The sequence below is a fragment of the Pandoraea sp. PE-S2R-1 genome (genome assembly GCF_002179865.1).
Taxonomy (GTDB): Bacteria; Pseudomonadota; Gammaproteobacteria; order Burkholderiales; family Burkholderiaceae; genus Pandoraea.
In genome coordinates this window covers 154,683-174,220 of sequence record NZ_NGUR01000012.1, presented here as the reverse complement: position 1 = coordinate 174,220, position 19,538 = coordinate 154,683, and the positions used below count along the sequence as shown (strand labels likewise).

The 19,538-nt window shown below is 62.7% G+C and carries 15 protein-coding genes, 2 tRNA genes and 1 pseudogene; 7 read left to right on the top strand and 11 right to left on the bottom strand.

The window, feature by feature from the left end:
- The first annotated feature begins 16 nt into the window (after nt 1–16).
- The 3 genes and pseudogenes from CDV44_RS15900 to CDV44_RS15890 form a co-directional block, all read left to right on the top strand.
- Nucleotides 17–778, top strand: a complete 762-nt coding sequence (locus tag CDV44_RS15900; protein WP_087688894.1) for an SDR family NAD(P)-dependent oxidoreductase — start codon at nt 17–19, stop codon at nt 776–778.
- Between the two features lie 194 nt (nt 779–972).
- Complete coding sequence (locus CDV44_RS15895; protein ID WP_087688893.1) at nt 973–1,572, top strand: DNA-3-methyladenine glycosylase I; 600 nt, start codon at nt 973–975, stop codon at nt 1,570–1,572.
- A gap of 158 nt (nt 1,573–1,730) precedes the next feature.
- Nucleotides 1,731–2,588, top strand: a pseudogene (locus tag CDV44_RS15890) (23S rRNA (adenine(2030)-N(6))-methyltransferase RlmJ); the annotation flags it as partial.
- 374 nt (nt 2,589–2,962) lie between these two features.
- Here the strand turns inward: CDV44_RS15890 and CDV44_RS15885 are convergent.
- The 10 genes from CDV44_RS15885 to CDV44_RS15840 form a co-directional block, all read right to left on the bottom strand.
- The gene (locus CDV44_RS15885) at nt 2,963–3,685 is read right to left on the bottom strand and encodes a pseudouridine synthase (RefSeq protein WP_087688919.1); all 723 of its coding nucleotides are present in this window, start codon (nt 3,683–3,685) and stop codon (nt 2,963–2,965) included.
- A 201-nt stretch (nt 3,686–3,886) separates the two neighbouring features.
- Complete coding sequence (locus CDV44_RS15880) at nt 3,887–5,866, bottom strand: tyrosine-protein phosphatase (RefSeq protein WP_170936008.1); 1,980 nt, start codon at nt 5,864–5,866, stop codon at nt 3,887–3,889.
- A gap of 244 nt (nt 5,867–6,110) precedes the next feature.
- Nucleotides 6,111–6,944: an ABC transporter permease gene (locus CDV44_RS15875; RefSeq protein WP_087688890.1), complete on the bottom strand. Its 834-nt coding sequence runs from the start codon at nt 6,942–6,944 to the stop codon at nt 6,111–6,113.
- On the bottom strand, nt 6,937–8,121 hold the full coding sequence (locus CDV44_RS15870; RefSeq protein WP_087688889.1) for an ABC transporter substrate-binding protein: 1,185 nt from the start codon (nt 8,119–8,121) through the stop codon (nt 6,937–6,939). Before CDV44_RS15870 ends, CDV44_RS15875 begins: the two co-directional genes overlap by 8 nt.
- A 42-nt stretch (nt 8,122–8,163) precedes the next feature.
- Nucleotides 8,164–9,141, bottom strand: coding sequence for an ABC transporter ATP-binding protein (locus CDV44_RS15865; protein ID WP_087688888.1), 978 nt, complete (start codon nt 9,139–9,141; stop codon nt 8,164–8,166).
- The gene (locus CDV44_RS15860; RefSeq protein ID WP_087688887.1) at nt 9,138–10,358 is read right to left on the bottom strand and encodes an acyl-CoA dehydrogenase family protein; all 1,221 of its coding nucleotides are present in this window, start codon (nt 10,356–10,358) and stop codon (nt 9,138–9,140) included. Before CDV44_RS15860 ends, CDV44_RS15865 begins: the two co-directional genes overlap by 4 nt.
- Nucleotides 10,355–10,921 (bottom strand): carboxymuconolactone decarboxylase family protein, encoded by a 567-nt coding sequence (locus CDV44_RS15855; RefSeq protein WP_058379090.1) that lies wholly within the window; start codon nt 10,919–10,921, stop codon nt 10,355–10,357. Before CDV44_RS15855 ends, CDV44_RS15860 begins: the two co-directional genes overlap by 4 nt.
- A 210-nt stretch (nt 10,922–11,131) precedes the next feature.
- Nucleotides 11,132–12,214: an AraC family transcriptional regulator gene (locus CDV44_RS15850; RefSeq protein ID WP_087688886.1), complete on the bottom strand. Its 1,083-nt coding sequence runs from the start codon at nt 12,212–12,214 to the stop codon at nt 11,132–11,134.
- A 384-nt stretch (nt 12,215–12,598) separates the two neighbouring features.
- A tRNA-Leu gene (locus CDV44_RS15845) sits at nt 12,599–12,683 on the bottom strand.
- Nucleotides 12,684–12,833: 150 nt separating this feature from the next.
- Nucleotides 12,834–13,748: a LysR substrate-binding domain-containing protein gene (locus tag CDV44_RS15840; RefSeq protein WP_087688885.1), complete on the bottom strand. Its 915-nt coding sequence runs from the start codon at nt 13,746–13,748 to the stop codon at nt 12,834–12,836.
- 135 nt (nt 13,749–13,883) lie between these two features.
- Between CDV44_RS15840 and CDV44_RS15835 the strand changes: the two genes are divergently transcribed.
- From CDV44_RS15835 to CDV44_RS15820, 4 genes are all read left to right on the top strand, one after another.
- Complete coding sequence (locus CDV44_RS15835) at nt 13,884–14,885, top strand: aldo/keto reductase (RefSeq protein WP_087688884.1); 1,002 nt, start codon at nt 13,884–13,886, stop codon at nt 14,883–14,885.
- A 485-nt stretch (nt 14,886–15,370) separates the two neighbouring features.
- A complete protein-coding gene (locus CDV44_RS15830; RefSeq protein WP_371328774.1) occupies nt 15,371–15,886 on the top strand; it encodes a (2Fe-2S)-binding protein in 516 nt (171 codons plus the stop codon).
- Between the two features lie 5 nt (nt 15,887–15,891).
- Entirely contained in the window at nt 15,892–16,920 is a 1,029-nt protein-coding gene (locus CDV44_RS15825) for a xanthine dehydrogenase family protein subunit M (RefSeq protein WP_087688882.1), read from the top strand.
- On the top strand, nt 16,917–19,130 hold the full coding sequence (locus CDV44_RS15820) for a xanthine dehydrogenase family protein molybdopterin-binding subunit (RefSeq protein ID WP_087688881.1): 2,214 nt from the start codon (nt 16,917–16,919) through the stop codon (nt 19,128–19,130). Before CDV44_RS15825 ends, CDV44_RS15820 begins: the two co-directional genes overlap by 4 nt.
- A gap of 234 nt (nt 19,131–19,364) precedes the next feature.
- On the opposite strand, the gene CDV44_RS15815 is transcribed toward CDV44_RS15820, so the two are convergent.
- A tRNA-Leu gene (locus tag CDV44_RS15815) sits at nt 19,365–19,449 on the bottom strand.
- Between the last annotated feature and the right edge of the window lie 89 nt (nt 19,450–19,538).

The window sequence follows — 19,538 nt, the reverse complement described above, 5'->3', positions numbered from 1 at the left end:
ATTTGAGGATTTCACTATGGAAGACCTGAAAGGCAAATTCGTGCTGATCACGGGCGCGAGCACCGGCATCGGTGCCGCCGCGGCGACAGCGTTTGCGGCGCAAGGCGCCAATGTGGCCGTGCACTACAACCGTTCGCAGGAGAAGGCCGAGGCGGTGGCCGAGGCCGTGCGCGCCTATGGCGTGAAGGCCATGACCGTGGCCGCCGATGTGGCCGACACCGGCGCCATCGATGCCGCCGTGGCGCATGTGCTCGACGGCTTCGGGCGTATCGACGTGCTCATCAACAACGCGGGCAGTCTCGTCAAACGCACGCCTTTTACCGAAGTCACCGACGCGTTTTTCGAAGACGTGCTTAACGTCAACGCGCGCTCGGTCGTGGCGTTTTCACGTGCGGTGGTGCCGGCGATGCGCAAGCAGGGCGGCGGGGCCATCGTCAACGTGACGTCGATTGCGGCGCGGCATGGCGGCGGCCCCGGGGCGCTGATCTATGCGGCGGCGAAGGGGTTCGTGAGTACGCTCACGCGTGGCATGGCAAAGGAGTTGATGCCTGACCGTATTCGCGTGAACGCTGTCTCGCCGGGCGTGATCATGACGCCGTTCCACGAGCAGTTCAGCACCGAAGCGCAGATCGAGGCGTTCCGTCAAAGCATTCCGATGGGGCGCCTTGGCGTGCCGGACGAGTGCTCGGGCGCGTTCCTCTACCTCGCGTCGGAGACACTGGCGAGCTACGTGACGGGCCAGATCATCGAGGTCAACGGTGGACAGTTGATGCTGTGAGTCGAGGTGCCCGCAAGGCGCCGATTCCGAGTGGGCACCCGGAAAATTCCGGGCCATCGATGCCGTAGTGCCGAAAGCAACCCGCCACGCGATGCGTGGCGTGTGCTTTCCCGGTAAATGCTGGCACACTTGCGTCAATTCAATGACTTTGTCTGCGGCGCGAAAGCGCTCAGGGCGCAACGATCGAGGGGCCAATGGAACGATGTCCATGGAGCGAGGGCTTCGAGCAGTACCGTCAGTATCACGATGAGGAATGGGGCGTGCCGCTGCGCGATTCGCGTGCGTTGTTCGAGTTGCTGATGCTTGAAGGGGCGCAGGCGGGATTGTCGTGGTCGACGATTCTCAAGAAGCGCGACAACTATCGCAAGGCGTTCGACGGCTTCGATCCGGTGCGCATTGCCGCCTACGGTCCGCAGGACGAAGCGCGACTGATGGCCGACGCGGGCATCGTGCGCAACCGCCTGAAGGTGAACGGCGTGATCAAGGGTGCGCGGGCTTATCTGGCCATGGAGGCCTCAGGTACTCGATTCTCCGATTTCGTCTGGCAGTTCGTCGGCGGCGAGCCATTGCAGAATCGTTGGGAGGCACTGGGCGAGGTGCCCGCGAGCACGGCAGTGTCCGATGCGATGAGCAAGGCGCTCAAGAAGGCGGGCTTCACCTTCGTCGGCTCGACCATCTGCTATTCGTTCATGCAGGCGGCGGGCATGATCAACGACCATTTGGTGGCATGCCCGCGTCACAAGGCCGTCAAGGCGCTGGCGAAGGGTGGCGCCAAGGCGGCAAAGCGCGCCTGAGCGCGGGGCGTTGCAGGATGTTTTCGAGGTGTTTGCGAGGTGTTTGCGAAGCGTCCGATGGGTTTTAGTGCGACGCGATTGAGGGCGCTGAAGGTGCGGAGAGGGCGCTGGGGCGCCGCGTCGGCTACAATCGCGCCTGACGAATCAGGAACTGCCTAATGTTCAGCTACCGCCATGCCTTCCACGCCGGCAACCACGCCGACGTACTGAAACACTTCATCGCCGTCGAATGCATCGATTACATGCGCCAGAAAGACACGGCGTTCTGGTATATCGACACGCACGCCGGCGCGGGTGGCTATGCGCTTGACGGCAAGTGGGCCGACAAGACGGGCGAGTATCACACCGGCATCGGCCGTCTGTGGGAACGTAACGACCTGCCGCCCGCGCTGGCGGACTACGTGGCGTTGGTGCGTGAGTTCAACTCCGACGGCCAGTTGCGCTACTACCCGGGTTCGCCGTATTTCGCACTGCAACTGCTGGGCGATCGCGACCGCCTGCGTTTGTTCGAGGCCCACCCGACGGAGCAGGAAGTCCTGCGCGAGAATTTCGAGGCACAAGGCCGTGAAGTGGCTCGCCGCACGATGATCTTCGGCGCCGATGGGTTCTCGGGTCTCAAGACGATTCTGCCGCCGGCCCCGCGTCGCGGCTTCACGCTGATCGATCCGTCGTATGAAGACAAGCGCGATTACACGCGCACGACGCAAGCGGTGCAGGAAGGGCTCGATCGCTTCCCGACCGGTATGTACGCCGTGTGGTATCCGCTGGTGCAGCGCCGCGAGGCCGCGCAACTGCCCGAACGCATGAAGCGACTGACGATCAAGGACCAGCCGATCAAGAACTGGGTGCACGTGACGTTGACCGTGAGTTCCCCGGTGCCGGGCGGCATGGGGTTGCACGGCAGCGGTATGTTCATCGTGAACCCGCCGTTCCAGCTGTATGAAACGCTGAAAACGACCATGCCGTATCTGGTCAAGGCGCTGGGACAGGACAAGGGTGCCCAGTACGTGCTTGAGGACGATAGCCACAAGGTGCTGCTGCCGCGCGGCGGTGCCTCGCGGCCGTCAGCGGGCGGGCGTGGCGCGTCGGCTGGGGCGTCAACGGCTGCCAAGCCGGGCACACCGGGCACGTCCTCGACCACTGGGGCGGCTGGCAATTCGGCGCCCGGGCGTCCGGGTGCCCGAACCCCCGGTCCGCGACGCGGCGGGCGGTAAGCCGGGCGGCTCATTGCGCGACTGACTTGACGGCTTCGTTGGTGGCTTAGTTGGTGGCTTAGTTGGCACCGCCCTCGTCGCCGTCGTTACCATCGCCACCGTCGTCCGCCTCGATTCCACCGATTCCACCGATTCCACCGATTCCACCGATTCTGCCGAATCCGGCGGTGTTGGCGTTACCGCTGACCGGTTGCTGGAATTTCGTACGGCAGTGACAGCAGTTCGTCGGGGTTGAGATAGCGCCATTCCCCTTCCGCAAGTGTCCCCATCGGCAAACCGCCGATGGCGGTTCTGACCAGACCTTCCACCCGATTGCCCGCCGCAGCGACCATCCGCTTGACCTGATGGTATTTGCCTTGCGTGATCGTGAGCGCGATCTCGTGTGACGAAGGGCTCATCACGTCGGTGGCGGCCAACAGCTCGGTTTCGTCGCGCAACAACACCCCATCACGCAACGCTTGCAGCATCTCGTCCGTCACAGGGTGCTTGGTGGTCGCGATGTAGCGCTTGGGGACGTGACGTCGTGGCGACATCATGGCGTGCAGAAACGGGCCATCGTCGGAGAGCAGCAGCATGCCGGTGGTGTCCTGATCGAGACGTCCGGCGGGTTGCACGCCACGCACGGCCAACGGCAGTGGCAGCAGCGAATGCACGCCTTCATGGTGTGTGGGGCTGGTGGAGCACTCGAAGCCGGCGGGCTTGTTGAGCAGCACGTAGACATGCTCGCGGTATTCCCACGGTTCGCCGTCCAGTGTGAAGTGCAGGCCGTGCGGATCGATCGATTCGCGCGGGTTGTCGCGCACCACGCCGTCGATGGCGAAGGCGCCGGTGGCGACCAGCTTGCGGCACATCTTGCGACTGCCGAAGCCCTGCGATTGCAAAATACGTTCTAGCTCGATGATCCGTTCTCCGTCGGGCGTCATGAATTCAGGCCGCTATTGTAGCGGCCTGAGGGCACGAGGTAGCGCGAATCAGGATCAAGGGCCGCATCACCCATGTGGACTACATCCGGATCACGCGCGTGGCGGATGGGGGACTGGCCCGCCTTGTCTGACGGGATGGCCTTGCCTTTCGGGGACGGCGAGGGGGCAAATTGCTTCTTAGAATAGGTACGTCAGCGACGCGAGACTTGCGAGCGAAATCGCCCCGTGTTCACCGCCGCCGACGGTCTCGCGCCATTCTGCCGTCAACGGTCCACGCCCGGCCTGAACACTGAGTTCAGCCAAGCCGAACAGACGGGCGCGGTAGGCGGCCGTCTGACTGATGCCATAGCCCTGGAGCGTGCCGAAACTACTGACGGTCGCCGGGCCAAGCGTGCGTTCGAGTCCCAGTGTCAATGTCGGCCGGAATGTCCATGCACCCAGCGCTCTGTCGTGAAAGTGCACGTCGAGCCGCGCACGCGTGGTGAGGACGTGCTGCTTTTGGCCCTGCATATTGAGCGCGAGTTCGCTGCCGCTTTCGGTGAAGCTGCCCAAACGCCCCTGGGTATAGCGCACACCGATTTGCGGCGTGAGCGTCATCCCTGGCATGTCGAACGACTTCCCGAGCATGGCCGTGGTGCTGTACAACCAGCTTCTGCTTGAACCGGTGGCCGTGCCCAGACCATTGCCCAGGCCGCGCGTGCTTTGATAGTTGCCCCGGCTGCCCATGACGCTACCGTCGACGAACAGGCTGTTTTTCCCGGGAAAGAACGCGTAGCGTGTTCCTGCGACCAGTTGCAAGCTGTCAAGCGTTGACATGGCGTCGGCAGTTTCCGTCCGCTGATTTTCATTCCCGGCTGCGGCGTATAGGGCCAGTTGTGGCGTTACCGGCTGTGTAATCCCCGCGAGGACGCCGTACTCGCGTTGCTTGCTGCCAGCCACGCCGGCCGCGCCGCGCGCGCGCGATGTATTTGCCCAGACCGTCACCCAAACAGGTGTCTGTCTGACAGCGGCCGGTGCGGTGACGTAGGCACGCATGGCCGACTCTACGGCCAGCGGTTGTCTGAGCAGATTGGCCGTGGAATCCGCGTGAATCTGACCACCGATTTGGTTGGCGACCCCACCGAGCGTGCCCCCATCGACGGCGGATTGAAAATAGTTGTTGAACGCTGTGTAGCGTCCCGAGAGTGGGCTTTCTTGCAGCTTGACGAGCAACTCGGCGCCGCGCGCCGCGTTTCCCTTGAGCGCGGCCTGACCCGGCAGGGAATGGTAGTGGACCATCTTTGCGCGCAGCACATAGATGTCCGCCTGAGTGAGGCGCAACCCCTGAATCAGGTAGTTCTGCATGTTGCCGTATTCGCGCGTCACGGTATCTAGCGACGTCTGTAGCCATACGGGTGACACGCTCGCCAGGGTGCCTTCAGCGTCGGATATTTCCTGAGCAACGGATGCGCCGAGCAAGGGGGTGTACTCGGCGAGTCTTAGTTGTTTCAGAGACTCGATGGAAAGAGCCGAGTACTGGTTTGATGCGAGAAAATCGTCCATCAGCTGGGCAGGTGCCACACCGGCAATGTCTTCCAAAATTGCCATTACCCAGCCGGTCCGGTCTTTGCCTACCGTGCAGTGGATGAGTACGGGGCCATTGGATGAGGCAAGGTCGAGCAGCACGGTTCTGAGCGTGTCGCGCGCCGCGGGATCGGTGACAAATTTTCCATAAGTTGTCACAAATGCCGCGTTCGTCGCGACCACGGATGTCGCGGGTCTCGTCAAAATCTCCAGATCCATTCGGCTGAACATGTCGATGTTGCGAAAGACGGTCCCCGCAATAGGTTTGTCAGTGCGCTCGGCAATTTCGGCGGGCATGCGTAGATCGATCACTTCCGTGAGCCCAATGGAACCGATCGCGGCTTCTTCAGCGAGGGAGGGGGCCGGGAGGGCGCCGGATCGAAAAAAGATGCCGGTGCGCATGACACCATTGTTGGCGACGCCATTGCTGAGACCCGTGCCACCGTATTTGGCCGCGACGCCGGCAATGTCGCGGAAATTTCTTGTCGACGTTAGCAATGGCGTTTGGATTGGAAACGTTACGCCGGCGTACGAAACAGCGCTGGCGATCATGCCGAGCGCGATAAGCCCACTGATGCGAAGGTAATCATGCATTGCCGTCATGCCTCGTATGAGTATCGAAAACGCACTGGATCGATTCATGCCGAGTTGGGCAAGGGATCTGGTGTCGTACGAGGCATGCTAAGAGCGTGCTTTATGAAAGCGTTCGGCGTCTCGCGTTTTTGGGAGATGAGACGGGAGGGCTGACGCGGCGACTCGTCAGCCCGTTGACGCCGGGCTTAGCGCGCCTTCACGGCGCACCAGATGGTGTGGTGAACAAGGCCGGGGAGGCGCTCGCTCACTCGTCGGTCATCGTTCCGCTAAAGCGGCGATAGATGAAGCGTGCAGCCCAATCGAGGCCGAAGCCGAGCACGCCGATGACGAGAATGACCGCCGTCAGCTCCGAATAGGCCAACCGGTCGCGGGTGTCGAGAATCAGGTAGCCCAGTCCGGCGTTCACGCCCAGCATTTCTGCCGGGACCAGCACGATCCACAGAATGCCGATCGCCAGACGCACGCCCGTCAGCACATGCGCCGCGATGCCAGGAACGTAGACGTGCCAGAGCATCTCCCAACGGGTGGCGGCGAGACTCTCGCCCAACTGCACCCAGCGCCGGTCGATTTGCGTAACGCCTGCGGCGGTGCTCATCACCAGCGGCCACAGTGCTGCAAACGCGAGCAGAAAGTACACTGCCGGATCGCCAACGCCGAGCGACATCACGGCGATCGGCATCCACGACAGTGGCGACACCATGCGCAGGAATTGCAGCGACGGCGTGAGCGTCGCGTCGAGCCAGCGCACGCGACCGATCAGAAAGCCGAGCGGCACGCCCAGCACCAGCGCCCATGCCAGCCCGACGCCGATGCGTCGCAAGCTCGCGAGAATATGCAGGCCGAGTTGCTCGTCGCGAAACAGATCGGGCAGGGCGCTCAGCGCTGCTGCGGGTGAGAACTGCGCGGCCAGTGAGCCCGGTGTGGTCAGTAACGCAATGCCCAGCCACCAGATCGCGATAATGCCTGCCAGTCCCGCCAACCCTAGCCAAGCGCGGTGGCCAGCGGAGACTGCACTCGCATGGGTTGCTGAGCCTGCGGTACCCGCAACGCTTGCCTTTGCGGACGCCAGATCAGACAACGATGACCTCCTGACGCGTGAACCCTTCGGGCAACCCAAAGGCCTTCATGCCGCCCGCCGCCGCAATGCTCTTCTTCACGAAGCGGTCGTCGACCAGATCGCGCGCGACAAACGCCGGATCGAGCTTGGCGAGGAATTGCGCGTTGCCTTCCACCTGCGTCTTCTGCATACGACGCACGAGGGCTTCGGTATAACTCGGGTACGGATACGGCTGGAAGTCGATGCGCTTCTCGTGCCAGTCGGCATGCACGATCGCCTTGTCCGCCAGATAACGGCCTTCTTCCGCCGCCGACGGGGCCAGCACGCGCTGCAACACCTGGAACGGATGCGGCGTGTAGCGATTCTCGCCTTCCTTCGAGAGCAGGCGGGCGGCGTCTTCCGGATGCGTGCGCGTCCATGCCTGTGCCTTCACGATCGCGTCGACGACCTTCTGCGTCCACTCGGGGCGTGCGCTCAGATCACGTTCGTGCATCGTTACCACGCAGCAGGCATGGTTCTTCCACACGTCGCCGGTAAAGCGCAACACTTTGCCGACCTTGAGGTTCTCGGCCGCAGCGTTGAACGGTTCCGCGACGATATAACCCGCGATTTGCTTGGCGGCCAGCGCCGGTGGCATGTCCGACGGGGCCATCACGATCAGGTTCACTTCGTTGGCCGCCGGCGTGCCGGACTTCTTTAGTACCGGCGTCAAACCGTTGGCGGCAAGCAGCCCTTGCAGCACTACGTTGTGAATCGAATACCAGAACGGCACGGCAACAGTCTTGCCGCCAAGGTCGCTCACCTTGTTGATGTCGTTCGTCACGGTAATCGCACTGCCGTTGACGTGGTTCCACGCCACGACCTTGGCCTGCGCCTGACTGCCGTAACGGGCCCAGACGGTCATCGGCGAGAGCAGGTGAACGACGTTGACCTGACCCGACAGGAATGCCTCGATCAACTGTGCCCAGCTACGCAGCAGGGTCGGCTTTTCTGCTTTGATACCGGCCTGCTCGAAGTAACCGTTGTTGTGCGCGACGAGCAATGGCGTGGCGTCGGTGATCGGCAGGTAGCCGATGCGCAACGGCGCATCGGGCTCGGCCGCGGCACGTGCAGCCGCAGAAGCCAGCAGCGGCGCAGCGCCGGCGACCGTCATCATCGAAGCAAGCTTGAGCCATTCACGGCGGGAAATTTGGCACATGGATAAGAGATCCCCGTAGGTCTGGTCGGTGTGGTCGATTATTTACAGCGAATTCGCCGTCGCGTTTGAGGCGTCCGGCGTGTTTGCGGCGCGAGACAGACGCGATTCGCCCGGTGCGTTTGCCGCACTCGTCGCGTCGCGTGACATCGCGCGTTGCAGCGCTTGCAGGATTTCAATGCGCAGGGCACCCAGCGCTTCCACCTGCGTCTCACGCGGTTCGGGAATGTCGACGTGCCATTGCGCCAGCGTGCGGCCCTGATTGCCGAGCAGCACGATGCGATCGGAGACGAGCAGGGCTTCGTCGATGTCGTGCGTCACGAGCACGGTGGCCGCGCCGGTATCGCGCACGACGGTGACGAGCAGTCGCTGCATGTCGGCGCGCGTGACTTCATCGAGAGCGCCAAATGGCTCATCGAGCAGCAACGCGCGTGGTTGCCGCGCGAGGCAGCGTGCCAACGCAACACGCTGCGCCATGCCGCCCGACAACTGGCGCGGATGCAGATGATGCGCATGGGCAAGCCCGACTTCGGTGAGTGCCGCGTCGATGCGCTCGCGACGGGTTTCGCGCGAGAGCTTGGGCTGACGCGCGAACGTGAGGCCGAAGGCCACGTTGCGCTCGACCGAGAGCCACGGCAACAGGCAAGGGTCTTGAAACGCAAGGGCAACGTCGGGGCGCGGACCGCTCATTGGCGTGCCATCGATATCGACGGTGCCGGTGCTCGGTGGCAGCAGCCCGGCGGCGATCCGCAACAACGTCGACTTGCCCGAACCACTCGGGCCCAGCACGGAAACGAGTTCGCCGGGTGCGACGCTCAGGTCGACGCCCCGCAGAATCTCTCGCGGCCCGTAGGCCAGTCCGACACCGCGCAACGTGAGGAACGGCGTGGCGTTCACGCTCGGCGTTGCAGATGCGTTTTCCGATGCTTTGGCAGCGCGCTCGACGTCGCGCGAGTCATCCTCGTGTGCCGGGGTGCTCAGCGTGTCGGCACGCGCGCGTTGCGTCGCCGTGGGTTGGTTCATGAGGCCGTTCCGGTCCGGGGTTGTGCAGCAGAAGCTTCGGATTCGCCCGACTTCGCTCGCTGCGCCGCCAATTGATTTTTCAACTGCACGAGGCTCGGCGTCACGATCGGCACGAACGCTGCCTCGCGCTGACGTCGCGCAACGCCCGACAGCCCACGCAGGTAGCCTCGTCCACCGCCCGTTTGCACTTCGAGCGTCGCGGCATCGTGAACCACGCCCGCCAACGCAATGCGCAACTCGAATAGCTTCGCCGGTGTGGTGACGAATTCGCCTTGCGCGACGCCGGATTTCAGGCGCGTGGCAAGCGTGTCGATCTGGTCGGCAAGCGCGCCAACTTCATCGGCCACGGCGGCGCGTGCACCTGGGCCACCGTCGCTCGTCGCCGCAAGACTGCGGCGCGCAAGACCGAGCGACATACCGCACTGCAAGCCGAGAAACGCGGGCCGCACACGCACCAGCCATGCGGGGGCGTCGTCGGTAATGCGATCGTTGTCGTCAAGCGGCGTGTCCGTCATTTGCAGTGCCGCTGTGTTCGTGCCGCGCAAACCGATCAGGTCGAGATCGTCGCTGCGCGTTACACCCTCTGCATCGTGCGCAATCGCGAAGATCGATGGCGGGCCGCCTGCGTCGTGGTCGGCCGCAGCCGCTGCGACGAAGCCCTGTTTGCGCAAGTTGGTGATCCACGGCAAGCCACCCGTCACGTGCCACGCAGGCGTGCCACCCGTACCGGTGCGGTCGGTCGCGCGAATCTGCAACGGCTCGATGGCCGATAAATACTTCATCGCATTCGACAACCCCGTTGCCCCGGCAAGCTCGCCACTGAGCAGCGACGGCAGCAAACGCTCACGCAAACCGCGATTCGGGCTTTGCAACAGATATTCGATAAACGTGCGCTGGCCCCACAGCACGAACGCAGCGGCAAATGAATGACTCGCCACCGCCGCAACGCTGTCGATGGCGTCGCCTATCGTGCCGCCAGCCCCGCCCAGTTCCACGGGCACGCCAACGCGCAACAACCCGGCCTGTGCCAGTTGTGGCACAACCTCGGCGCTCAGCGTGGCGTCGGTGTCCAGCACTTCGGCATGCGCGTCCAGCCATGTGGCAAGTGCGGGCGCGCGCTCGCTCAGGCCGAAAGGGACGTCTGCGGTGTTTGCCGTGTTTGCCGTGTTTGCGGTTGCGCCGGCCGCAGCAGCGGACGGGCTGGCGTGCGTGCTCATGCCGCCTGACCCTTCGGCGCCCAGCGATACGCCGCCAGTTGCGGATTCAGTTCGTTTTGCGAGAGATTGTTGGCAAAGTTGCACAACGTCGCCAACGATACGCCGAGCACCACTTCCAATGCGGCCGCATCGTCAAACCCGGCAGACTTGAATGCCGAGAACTCGGCATCGGAGACCGCGCCGCGCGTGGCAATGACAGCACGCGTGAACACGGCAACGGCATCGAGTTTCGCATCGGAAAGCGTCTGCTGATCGCGGATTTCATTGACCAGTGCTTCGGGGAGTTGGGCCTTCTTGAGCGCCACCGCCGTGTGTCCCGCGACGCAGAACCCGCAGCCATGAATGCCGGCCGCCGTAATCTGCACCACTTCGCGCTCGGCCAGCGTCAGACTCGCACGGCCGTTGATCGCGCCCACGGTCAAATACGTCTCGAGCGCCGTCGGCGCATTGGCAAGCGACGCCACCAGGTTCGGCAGGAATCCATTCGCCGCCAACGATTTTTCCAAAAACGGACGGCTCGCCTCCGGGGCGGTCTCAACGGTATGCAACGGCAGTCGGCTCATATCGGGCTCCTCAAAGTCGAGCCTCCATTGTGCAGAGGCCCGGCCAAGCACTCAATGCGCGCGCGTCTGGAAATACTGCGGATTCGTCTCATCCGGCAGACTGCGGCGTCTGACGTTGCTTTGCTGCGGCGCTTGGTCTGGCTGGACGCGTCGGAGGTATTGCTGAATTTGCCATGCCCTCCCATGAGCGGGCATGGCGACGCGGGCGCGTCAGTGTAACGCGTAATGTGTGACGGTTGCGTCAGCGGAAGGCGCAGGGGAGGGGGCTCGCAAACGCGCGTCGGTGGTGCTATCGGTGCTCGTCTGCCGACGCCACGCGCCCGGCTGAATGCCTGTGACGCGCTTGAATGCCTGCGCGAACGCAGACTCGGACTGATAACCGACCTGCTCCGCCGTGTCGGGTAATGACACGCCGGAACGTAGCAGCGCTGCCGCCGTTTTCATGCGCACCAATGTCACGAACTGCGCAGGCGGCTGACCGCCGATCTCAGCAAACTGCTTGCAAAAACGGGCGCGCGACATGTGCACGAAATCGGCCATCGTGTCCGTGGTCCATCGCTCACCCGGCGACTCGATGATGGCTGCGGCGAGACGGCCAAAGGCGTCGCGCCGCATCAAACGCCACATGCCCGGCGCAACGTCCTCGGCATGCACGGCTTCACGCAACGCATAGTAGAAAAGCAAGTCGGTGAGCCGCGCGAGCAACGGGGAGGGTGTCTCGCTCGGGCGCCGTGCTTCCGCTTGGATTAACGCGAAGACTTGCGTGAGACCCTCATGCCGGCCGCTGTCGCGCCGCGCAATGATCGGGTTCGGCAACATGCCGAGCACCAGCGCGTCCAACTCGGTGCGGAATTCGAAGAAGCCGCAGGCTAAGGCGACGGTTGAGGTGGTGGTGTGCTCGTCTTCCTTGGCGGGTAACGCGGTCATTTTTCCCGCGCGCACTGATAAGTCTGCGGGCGGGGCCGCATCCGGCGACAAGCAGTGACTCAGGTCCGAAAGCAAGAAGACCGCATCGCCCTTGCTCAGTCGTATCGATCGCGCAGGCTGGCCGTTCTCTGCGCCTACGTGCAAGTAACATCCACCCGCCAACACCACATGGAAACTCGCACGTTGGTGACCCGCCGTCGACGCCTGAAAAGCCCCGCAATATTCCCCAACATGGAATAACGTGCTCTTTAATTCCAACCCCGCCAATAACCAATCCGCCACCCGGTCAGGTTGCTCGGATGGATCCGACGCTTGATATCCCGCTTCGTATCCCGCTTCGTCACTCGTCACCCGATCTCGCGACATGGCTGCCAACTCTCTCTCGTGCCTCGCCCATCACCTCAGGCAAAACATCCATCCTCCCCACACACATCTCCCCACACAACTATTTTTTTGTTGAATGCTTATGACTGGAGTGGAGGGTGAGGTGAAGGGTGAGGGTGAAGGGTGAAGGGTGAAGGGCTACGAGGGAATGGCGCCGCCGCGATGTACTGGCCCACGATCAGCGGCATCCTCATCCTCCCATACGGCGCCTACCGGCACCGAGAGGACTCGGTCACACTCCGCGCGACCCCGGCATCGCTTGCAAGCGATGCCTTTCGAGTCCCCACGCAATGTGCATTAGCACATTGCTTTCTGACCACCAAAACAAAAAGCCGGTGATCTTTCGATCACCGGCTTTTTTTGTCTTGGTGCCCAGAAGAGGACTCGAACCTCCACGGTGTTACCCGCTAGTACCTGAAACTAGTGCGTCTACCAATTCCGCCATCTGGGCATCGCCAGCTCACTCGTTTTTGCGTGCTCGCTGCGAAGAAGTGAGATTATGCCGAGACCCTCACATGCTGTCAACAGGTTTTAACGAAAAAGTCATCAACACCCCCAGCATTTCTTTAACTCACTTCATAAAGCACCCACTCACGCTTCCTCAAGCCGCTCGCCCCATATGCTCGGATCGAATCATGTCGATCAAGTGCCGCAACCCAGGCAACGTCTGCCGGCGACTCGGGTAATACATCGACAACGGCGGCCCATCCACCGCCCATTCACTTAACACCGCCTCTAATGTGCCCGCCGCCAATTCCGCCCTCACATTCTGCTCAAGCACATAACCCAACCCCAACCCACCCAACGCCGCCGCCACAACGCCATCGGTCTCGTTGATACTCAACGCCCCAGGCACATCCAGCTCGATCGCATTCGACCCGTTCCCCAATTCCCACTTGTACAGCGAGTTGTCGCCCAACCGCATCCGAATGCAATTGTGGGACAACAAATCCTGCGGCAACTTCGGCCGCCCATGCCGCGCCAAGTACGCCGGCGATGCCACCACAATCCACTTCAACGACGGCGTCAACGGTGTCGCAATCATGTCGCCCGGCACGGTGTCGCCATATCGCATCCCCGCATCGAACCCCTCAGCCACGATATCCAGCATGCGGTCGTCAACGGTGATGTCCAACTCGATGTCCGGATACGCCGCCACAAATCGCGGCAAGATCGGGTCGAGTAACAGCCGCGCCGCATCGCGCGGCACGTTCAAACGCAATCGACCCGCCGGTGACGCCCGATAACGATCCAACGCCCCGATCGCCGACGCAATCTGCTCAAGACCCTGCTCCAGTTCTTTCGCCAACGCCGCACCCGCCGCCGTCGGTGAAACCGACCGGCTGGTGCGGTTGAGCAACTTCACCCCCAAACGTGCCTCAAGGTTGCGCATGGCATGGCTCAACGCCGATGTGGTCACGCCCAACTCGGTGGCGGCCTCCCGAAAACTCTGCCGGCGGCAGATGGTGACGAAAACGTTCAGATCGGCAAGCTCGCCGCGAGTGAAAGCAGGCATGTAGGTCCCAACAAGTATCAAATATCCAAAACCAGAAACGTCGAGCACGTACAACGAGTTAAGCGTTCGTTGAATAATACTCAATTTTTTATGAGCTAAATTCTACAGAATTACATGTTTTCGGGAGGTCGCTCAATGAAGGACGTGACAGAAACGCTACACATCGCAGGCATCGACACGCCGGTCAGCCGCATCGGCCTGGGGACGTGGGCCATCGGCGGCGCCATGTGGGGCGGGACGGACGACAACGCCTCGGTCGCCACGATTCGCAGCGCGGTGGAGCGCGGTATCAACCTGATCGATACAGCCCCGGTCTATGGCTTCGGCCACTCGGAAGCGATCGTCGGCCGTGCCCTCGAAGGCCTGCGCGACAAGGCCGTGATCGCCACGAAAGTCGCGCTGGCGTGGGGCGACGACGGTATTCGCCGTAATTCGACGCCCGCCCGCATTCAGACGGAAGTCGAGGACTCGCTGCGACGCCTTCGCACGGATTACATCGACCTCTATCAGGTGCATTGGCCGGATACGCTGGTCCCGTTTGATGAGACGGCCGCCACGCTGGAAAAACTGCGTGAAGCCGGCAAGATCCGCGCTATCGGTGTCAGCAATTTCTCGCCCGCACAGATGGACACGTTCCGCCGCGCAGCGCCGCTCGCCGCCGTGCAGCCGCCGTATAACCTGTTCGAACGGGCGATCGATGCCGATGTGCTCCCGTATGCCAAGCGCGAGAAGCTCGTCGTGCTGGCCTACGGTGCGCTTTGCCGTGGTCTGCTTTCGGGGCGCATGAACGAGAACACGACGTTTGAAGGCGACGATCTGCGCAAGTCCGACCCGAAGTTTCAAGCGCCGCGGTTTGGCCAGTATCTGGCCGCCGTGAGTGCGCTCAAGGACTTCGCGAAGGCGCGTCACGACAAGTCGGTGCTCGCGCTGGCGATTCGCTGGGTGCTCGATCGAGGGCCGACGATTGCCCTCTGGGGTGCGCGCCGCCCGGATCAACTCGACGGCGTTCACGATGCCTTCGGCTGGCAACTCTCCGCACAGGATCTTGCCGATATCGACGAAATCCTCGCCAAATACGTGACTTCGCCAATAGGACCAGAATTCATGGCACCCCGCCTGCGCGACGCGAAAATCTGACCGTAATCCCGAAGCATGCGGTGAGCGCGCAGCCGCTGCCGCATGCGTGCGCGAACACCCGCAACGAACGTCAGATGGCGTCAAGATGGCAGTTTCCTGACACCTGCAAGCCGCGCAAGCTTTCTCTATAGTGCTCGAATGGATTTGCGGCGAACGGTCGCCGTCCTCAACGATTGCCCTCAGGGAGCCTCTCGATGAAGGAACATGCTTGCCATTCCCCCCATTCGTCATGTTCCAGCCACGCCCATGGCTCGCATGATGGCCATCAACCCCCGCAGTCACCGCCGTCGCCCGATTCACCCCATTCACCCGATGCTTCGGTTCATCCGCCATCGCCGCCCACAGCCGCCGCTCATGCTGCCGCCGCCGTGGCCGATCCGGCCGGACGCCGCCGGTTTCTGAAGTCGCTCGGCGCGTCGAGCCTTGCCGGTGCCAGCGCCGCGTGGCTGCCCAACGCCCATGCGCAAACCACTGACGGGAATGCCATCGCCAACACGAGCGCCAACGCCGGTGCTGCGGCGCCTGTCGAGGGGGAGCCCCTCACGCTGACGGTGAACGGCCAGCGTCGCGCGCTGCATGTGGCGCCGAACGCCATCCTGCTCGATGTGCTGCGCGATCAACTTCAACTCACCGGTACGAAGAAGGGCTGCGATCACGGCCAGTGCGGTGCCTGCACGGTGCACGTCAACGGCATTTCGATCAATTCATGCCTCTCGCTGGCGCTGATGCACGAAGGCGACGCCGTCACCACGATCGAAGGTCTCGCGCGCGGCGACACGCTGCACCCGGTGCAAGCGGCGTTCTGGGAGCACGACGCCTATCAATGCGGCTACTGCACGTCCGGTCAGATCATGAGCGCGGTCGCGGTCCTCGCCGATAAACGCATCGGTCACGACGACGCGGCCGTGCGCGAAGCCATGAGCGGCAACATCTGCCGCTGCGGCGCCTATCGCAATATCCTTGCCGCCATTCAGGATGCGCGCTCGCGCATGGGAGGCTAAGCACCATGCGACAGTTCGAATTCATCCGGCCACAAAGTCTCGCGCAGGCGATCAGCGTCCACGCGACGGCGCACACCACGCCCGAGAACGCCGCAATGTATGTGGGTGAGGGTGTCTATCTCGCGGGCGGCACGACGTTGCTCGATCTGGTCAAACTCGATGTGATGCGGCCGGCCCGCGTGATCGATATTCATCGGCTCGGCATGGACCGTATCGATCGGTTGCCCGACGGACGTCTGCGCATTGGTGCGCTGGTGACGAATACAACGCTGGCGTATGACCCGAATGTCGTGCGCGATTACCCGGTGCTGTCACAGGCGCTGCTGAGTGGCGCGAGTACTGCGCTGCGTAACAAGGCAACGACGGCCGGGAATGTGATGCAGCGCGTGCGATGTGGTTATTTCCGTGACGGCGTCTCGCCGTGCAACAAGCGGGAGCCGGGCTCGGGGTGTGCCGCCATCGGCGGCCACCACCGCAGTCTGCACGCGGTGCTCGGTGGCAGCGCGCAATGCATCGCGGCACATCCTTCCGACATGTGTGTCGCCATGGCCGCTATCGGCGCGACGGTGCACGTGCAAGGCGCGTCAGGCGAGCGCGATATCGCCTTCGCCGATTTTCATCGGCTGCCCGGCGACACGCCGTGGCGCGAACATGCACTCCTCGACGACGAAATCATTACGCATGTGACGCTCGATGTGCCGCTCGCAAACGCGCGAGGTGCCTATCTGAAACGCCGGGACCGGGCGTCCTATCAATTCGCGCTGGCGTCGTGTGCCGTGATTCTGTCGCTAGACGGGGGTGTGGTGCGCGACGCGCGGGTGGCGCTTGGCGGGGTGGCGACGAAGCCGTGGCGCGCCTTGCAAGCTGAACAGGTGCTGCGGGGCGGGCAAGCGTCGCCCGCACTCTGGCAGCGGTCAGCAGCGGCGGCGCTCGACGGCGCACATGACTACGGACAGAACGGCTACAAGATCGCACTGTGCGAACAGGCCATCGTCCGAAATCTCTCACGACTCGCGGCGGGAGGCACGGTATGACGACGCCCACGATCGGTCAGCCGATTCGTCGCATCGATGGCCGCAAGAAGGTCACCGGTGCCGCACATTACGCCGCAGATTGGCATCCTCCCGGGCTCTGTTATGCGTACGGCGTGTTCTCGACCGTAGCGCGCGGCACGATCCGCAGCATTGATGTGCGCGACGCGCGGCGCGTGCCCGGTGTCGTCGATATCTTTCATCACGATCATTTCCCGGCGCTCTTTCGCGTGCCGCAACGCGGTGGCGGATTCAACGCGATTCTCGAGGCGTCGATTACCGACGAGCACCGGCTGCCGTTTGAGGATGACAAGGTCTACTACGCCGGGCAGTTTGTCGCGCTGGTGGTCGCCGATACGTACGAACATGCGCGTGAAGCGGCGTACCGGGTGCGGGTGGATTATCTGAAGGAAACGCCGCTCACGAGTCTTGAACAAGGCGTCGCCCGCAACGGCACGCAAGACGGCGGGCGAGGGCACCAGCGCGGTGACGCCGCCGCCGCGTTCGATAGCGCCGCACGCCGCGTGGATGTGGTTTATCGCACGCCCGTCGAAACGCATAACCCCATGGAAATGCACGCCACCACGGCGCAGTGGCGCGATGGCGGACTTCATCTTTATGAGGCGACGCAAGGCGTTACCGTGCACCGCAATACGATTGCCCGCGTGTTCGGGCTTGATCCTGAGCGTGTGGTTGTCGAGGCGCCGTTTATCGGCTCCGGCTTCGGCTCGAAGCTGTTTATTTGGCCGCATTCGATTGCTGCGGCCGCTGTTTCCCGCGAAGTCGGACGGCCGGTGAAGTTGCTCGTGCCGCGTGCGCAGATGTTTACGACGACGGGGCATCGGCCGCAAACGGAGCAACGGCTGCGGCTTGCGACGGATGCTGACGGGAAGCTTGTTTCGCTACGACATGAGTCGATTTCCACGCAGGCGTTTGTCGATAACTTCACTGAAAACTGCGGGGGGATGTCGAAGAGTCTTTACGGCTGCGCCAATGTTCTGGTGAGCCACCATACGACTCGGGTGCACCAAGGCGCGCCGACGTCCATGCGAGCGCCGGGCGCTGCGCCCGGGCTGTTCGCACTGGAGTCGGCGGTGGATGAGATGGCGCTCGCCGCCAGTCTCGATCCGCTGGAATTTCGCCTGCGTAATATTTCTACGCGAGATGAAAGCAGCAATCTCCCATGGTCGAGTAATCATCTTCGTGAAGCGATTGTGCAAGGGGCGGATGCGTTCGGATGGCGCAAGCGAGATGCCCGTGTTGGGATGATGCGGGACGGCGATGAAGTCATCGGTATGGGTATGGCCGCCTGTAGCTGGGATGCGATGCGTACGCCTGCAAGGGCTCGCGTGATGCTGCGCGCTGATGGGACGGTAGAGGTGACCTGCGCGGTGCAAGATATCGGCACCGGGACGTATACGGTGGTCGCGCAGACGGTGGCGGATTTGACTGGGGTCAGCATCGCGAAGATTGATGTGAAACTCGCCGACTCGGCAATGCCCGCAGCACCGCTCTCCGGTGGCTCATGGGCGACGGCCAGTGTGATGCCCGCTGTTGCTGCGGCGACGCGCAACGCTATTGGACAACTCACTTCGTATGCGGTGGCAGGGAAGGGCGCATTTGCCGGGGCTAAAGCGGAAGAGGTGCAGTTTGCGGACGGCGCGCTGGTCTATCGCGGGAAACACGTGCCGTTCGGCGACGTGCTTAAAGAGCTTCGGCTCGGACTCGCCATCGGCGACGGCGCCACCGGCGGTGCCCCTGAAGGCAAAGTCTCCTTCCGTAGCTTCGGCGCCCATTTTGTGGAAGTCCGCTTCGATCCCGGTATTTCTCACCTGCGCGTTTCTCGCGTGGTCAGCGCGATCGATGTCGGCAAGATCGTGAATCCGCTCACCGCCCGAAATCAGGTGGAAGGCGCCATCGTCATGGGCATCGGCATGGCCCTCTTCGAAGCCACCGACTACGATCCCCACTCCGGACTCCCAGCCAATAACAGCTTCGCCGAATACCTCGTCCCCGTTCACGCCGATCAACCCGATATCAACGTGATTCTTCTTGATTACCCTGACCTCGCGCTCAATGAGTTTGGCGTGAGAGGGATCGGGGAAATTGGGATTACCGGATTGGCCGCTGCGGTGGCGAATGCGGTGTTTCACGCTACCGGGAAACGCGTGCGGGATCTGCCGATTACGGTTGAGAAGGTGATGAGGACTTAGGCGCTCGTTAGCACCGGAATAACACCGCCAATTCTGGCCCACGATCAGCCGCAACCCCATCCGCCCATACGGCGCCTACCGGCACCGAGAGGACTCGGTCACACTCCGCGCGACCCCGGCATCGCTTGCAAGCGATGCCTTTCGAGTCCCCACGCAATGTGCATTAGCACATTGCTTTCTGGGCGCCAAAACAAAAAGGCAGATGATCTTTCGATCATCTGCCTTTCTTTGTCTTGGTGCCCAGAAGAGGACTCGAACCTCCACGGTGTTACCCGCTAGTACCTGAAACTAGTGCGTCTACCAATTCCGCCATCTGGGCATCGCCAGCTCACTCGTTACTGCCTGCTCGCTGCGAAGAAGTGAGATTATGCGCATGCACCCTCGCACTGTCAACACTTCCGCACAAAA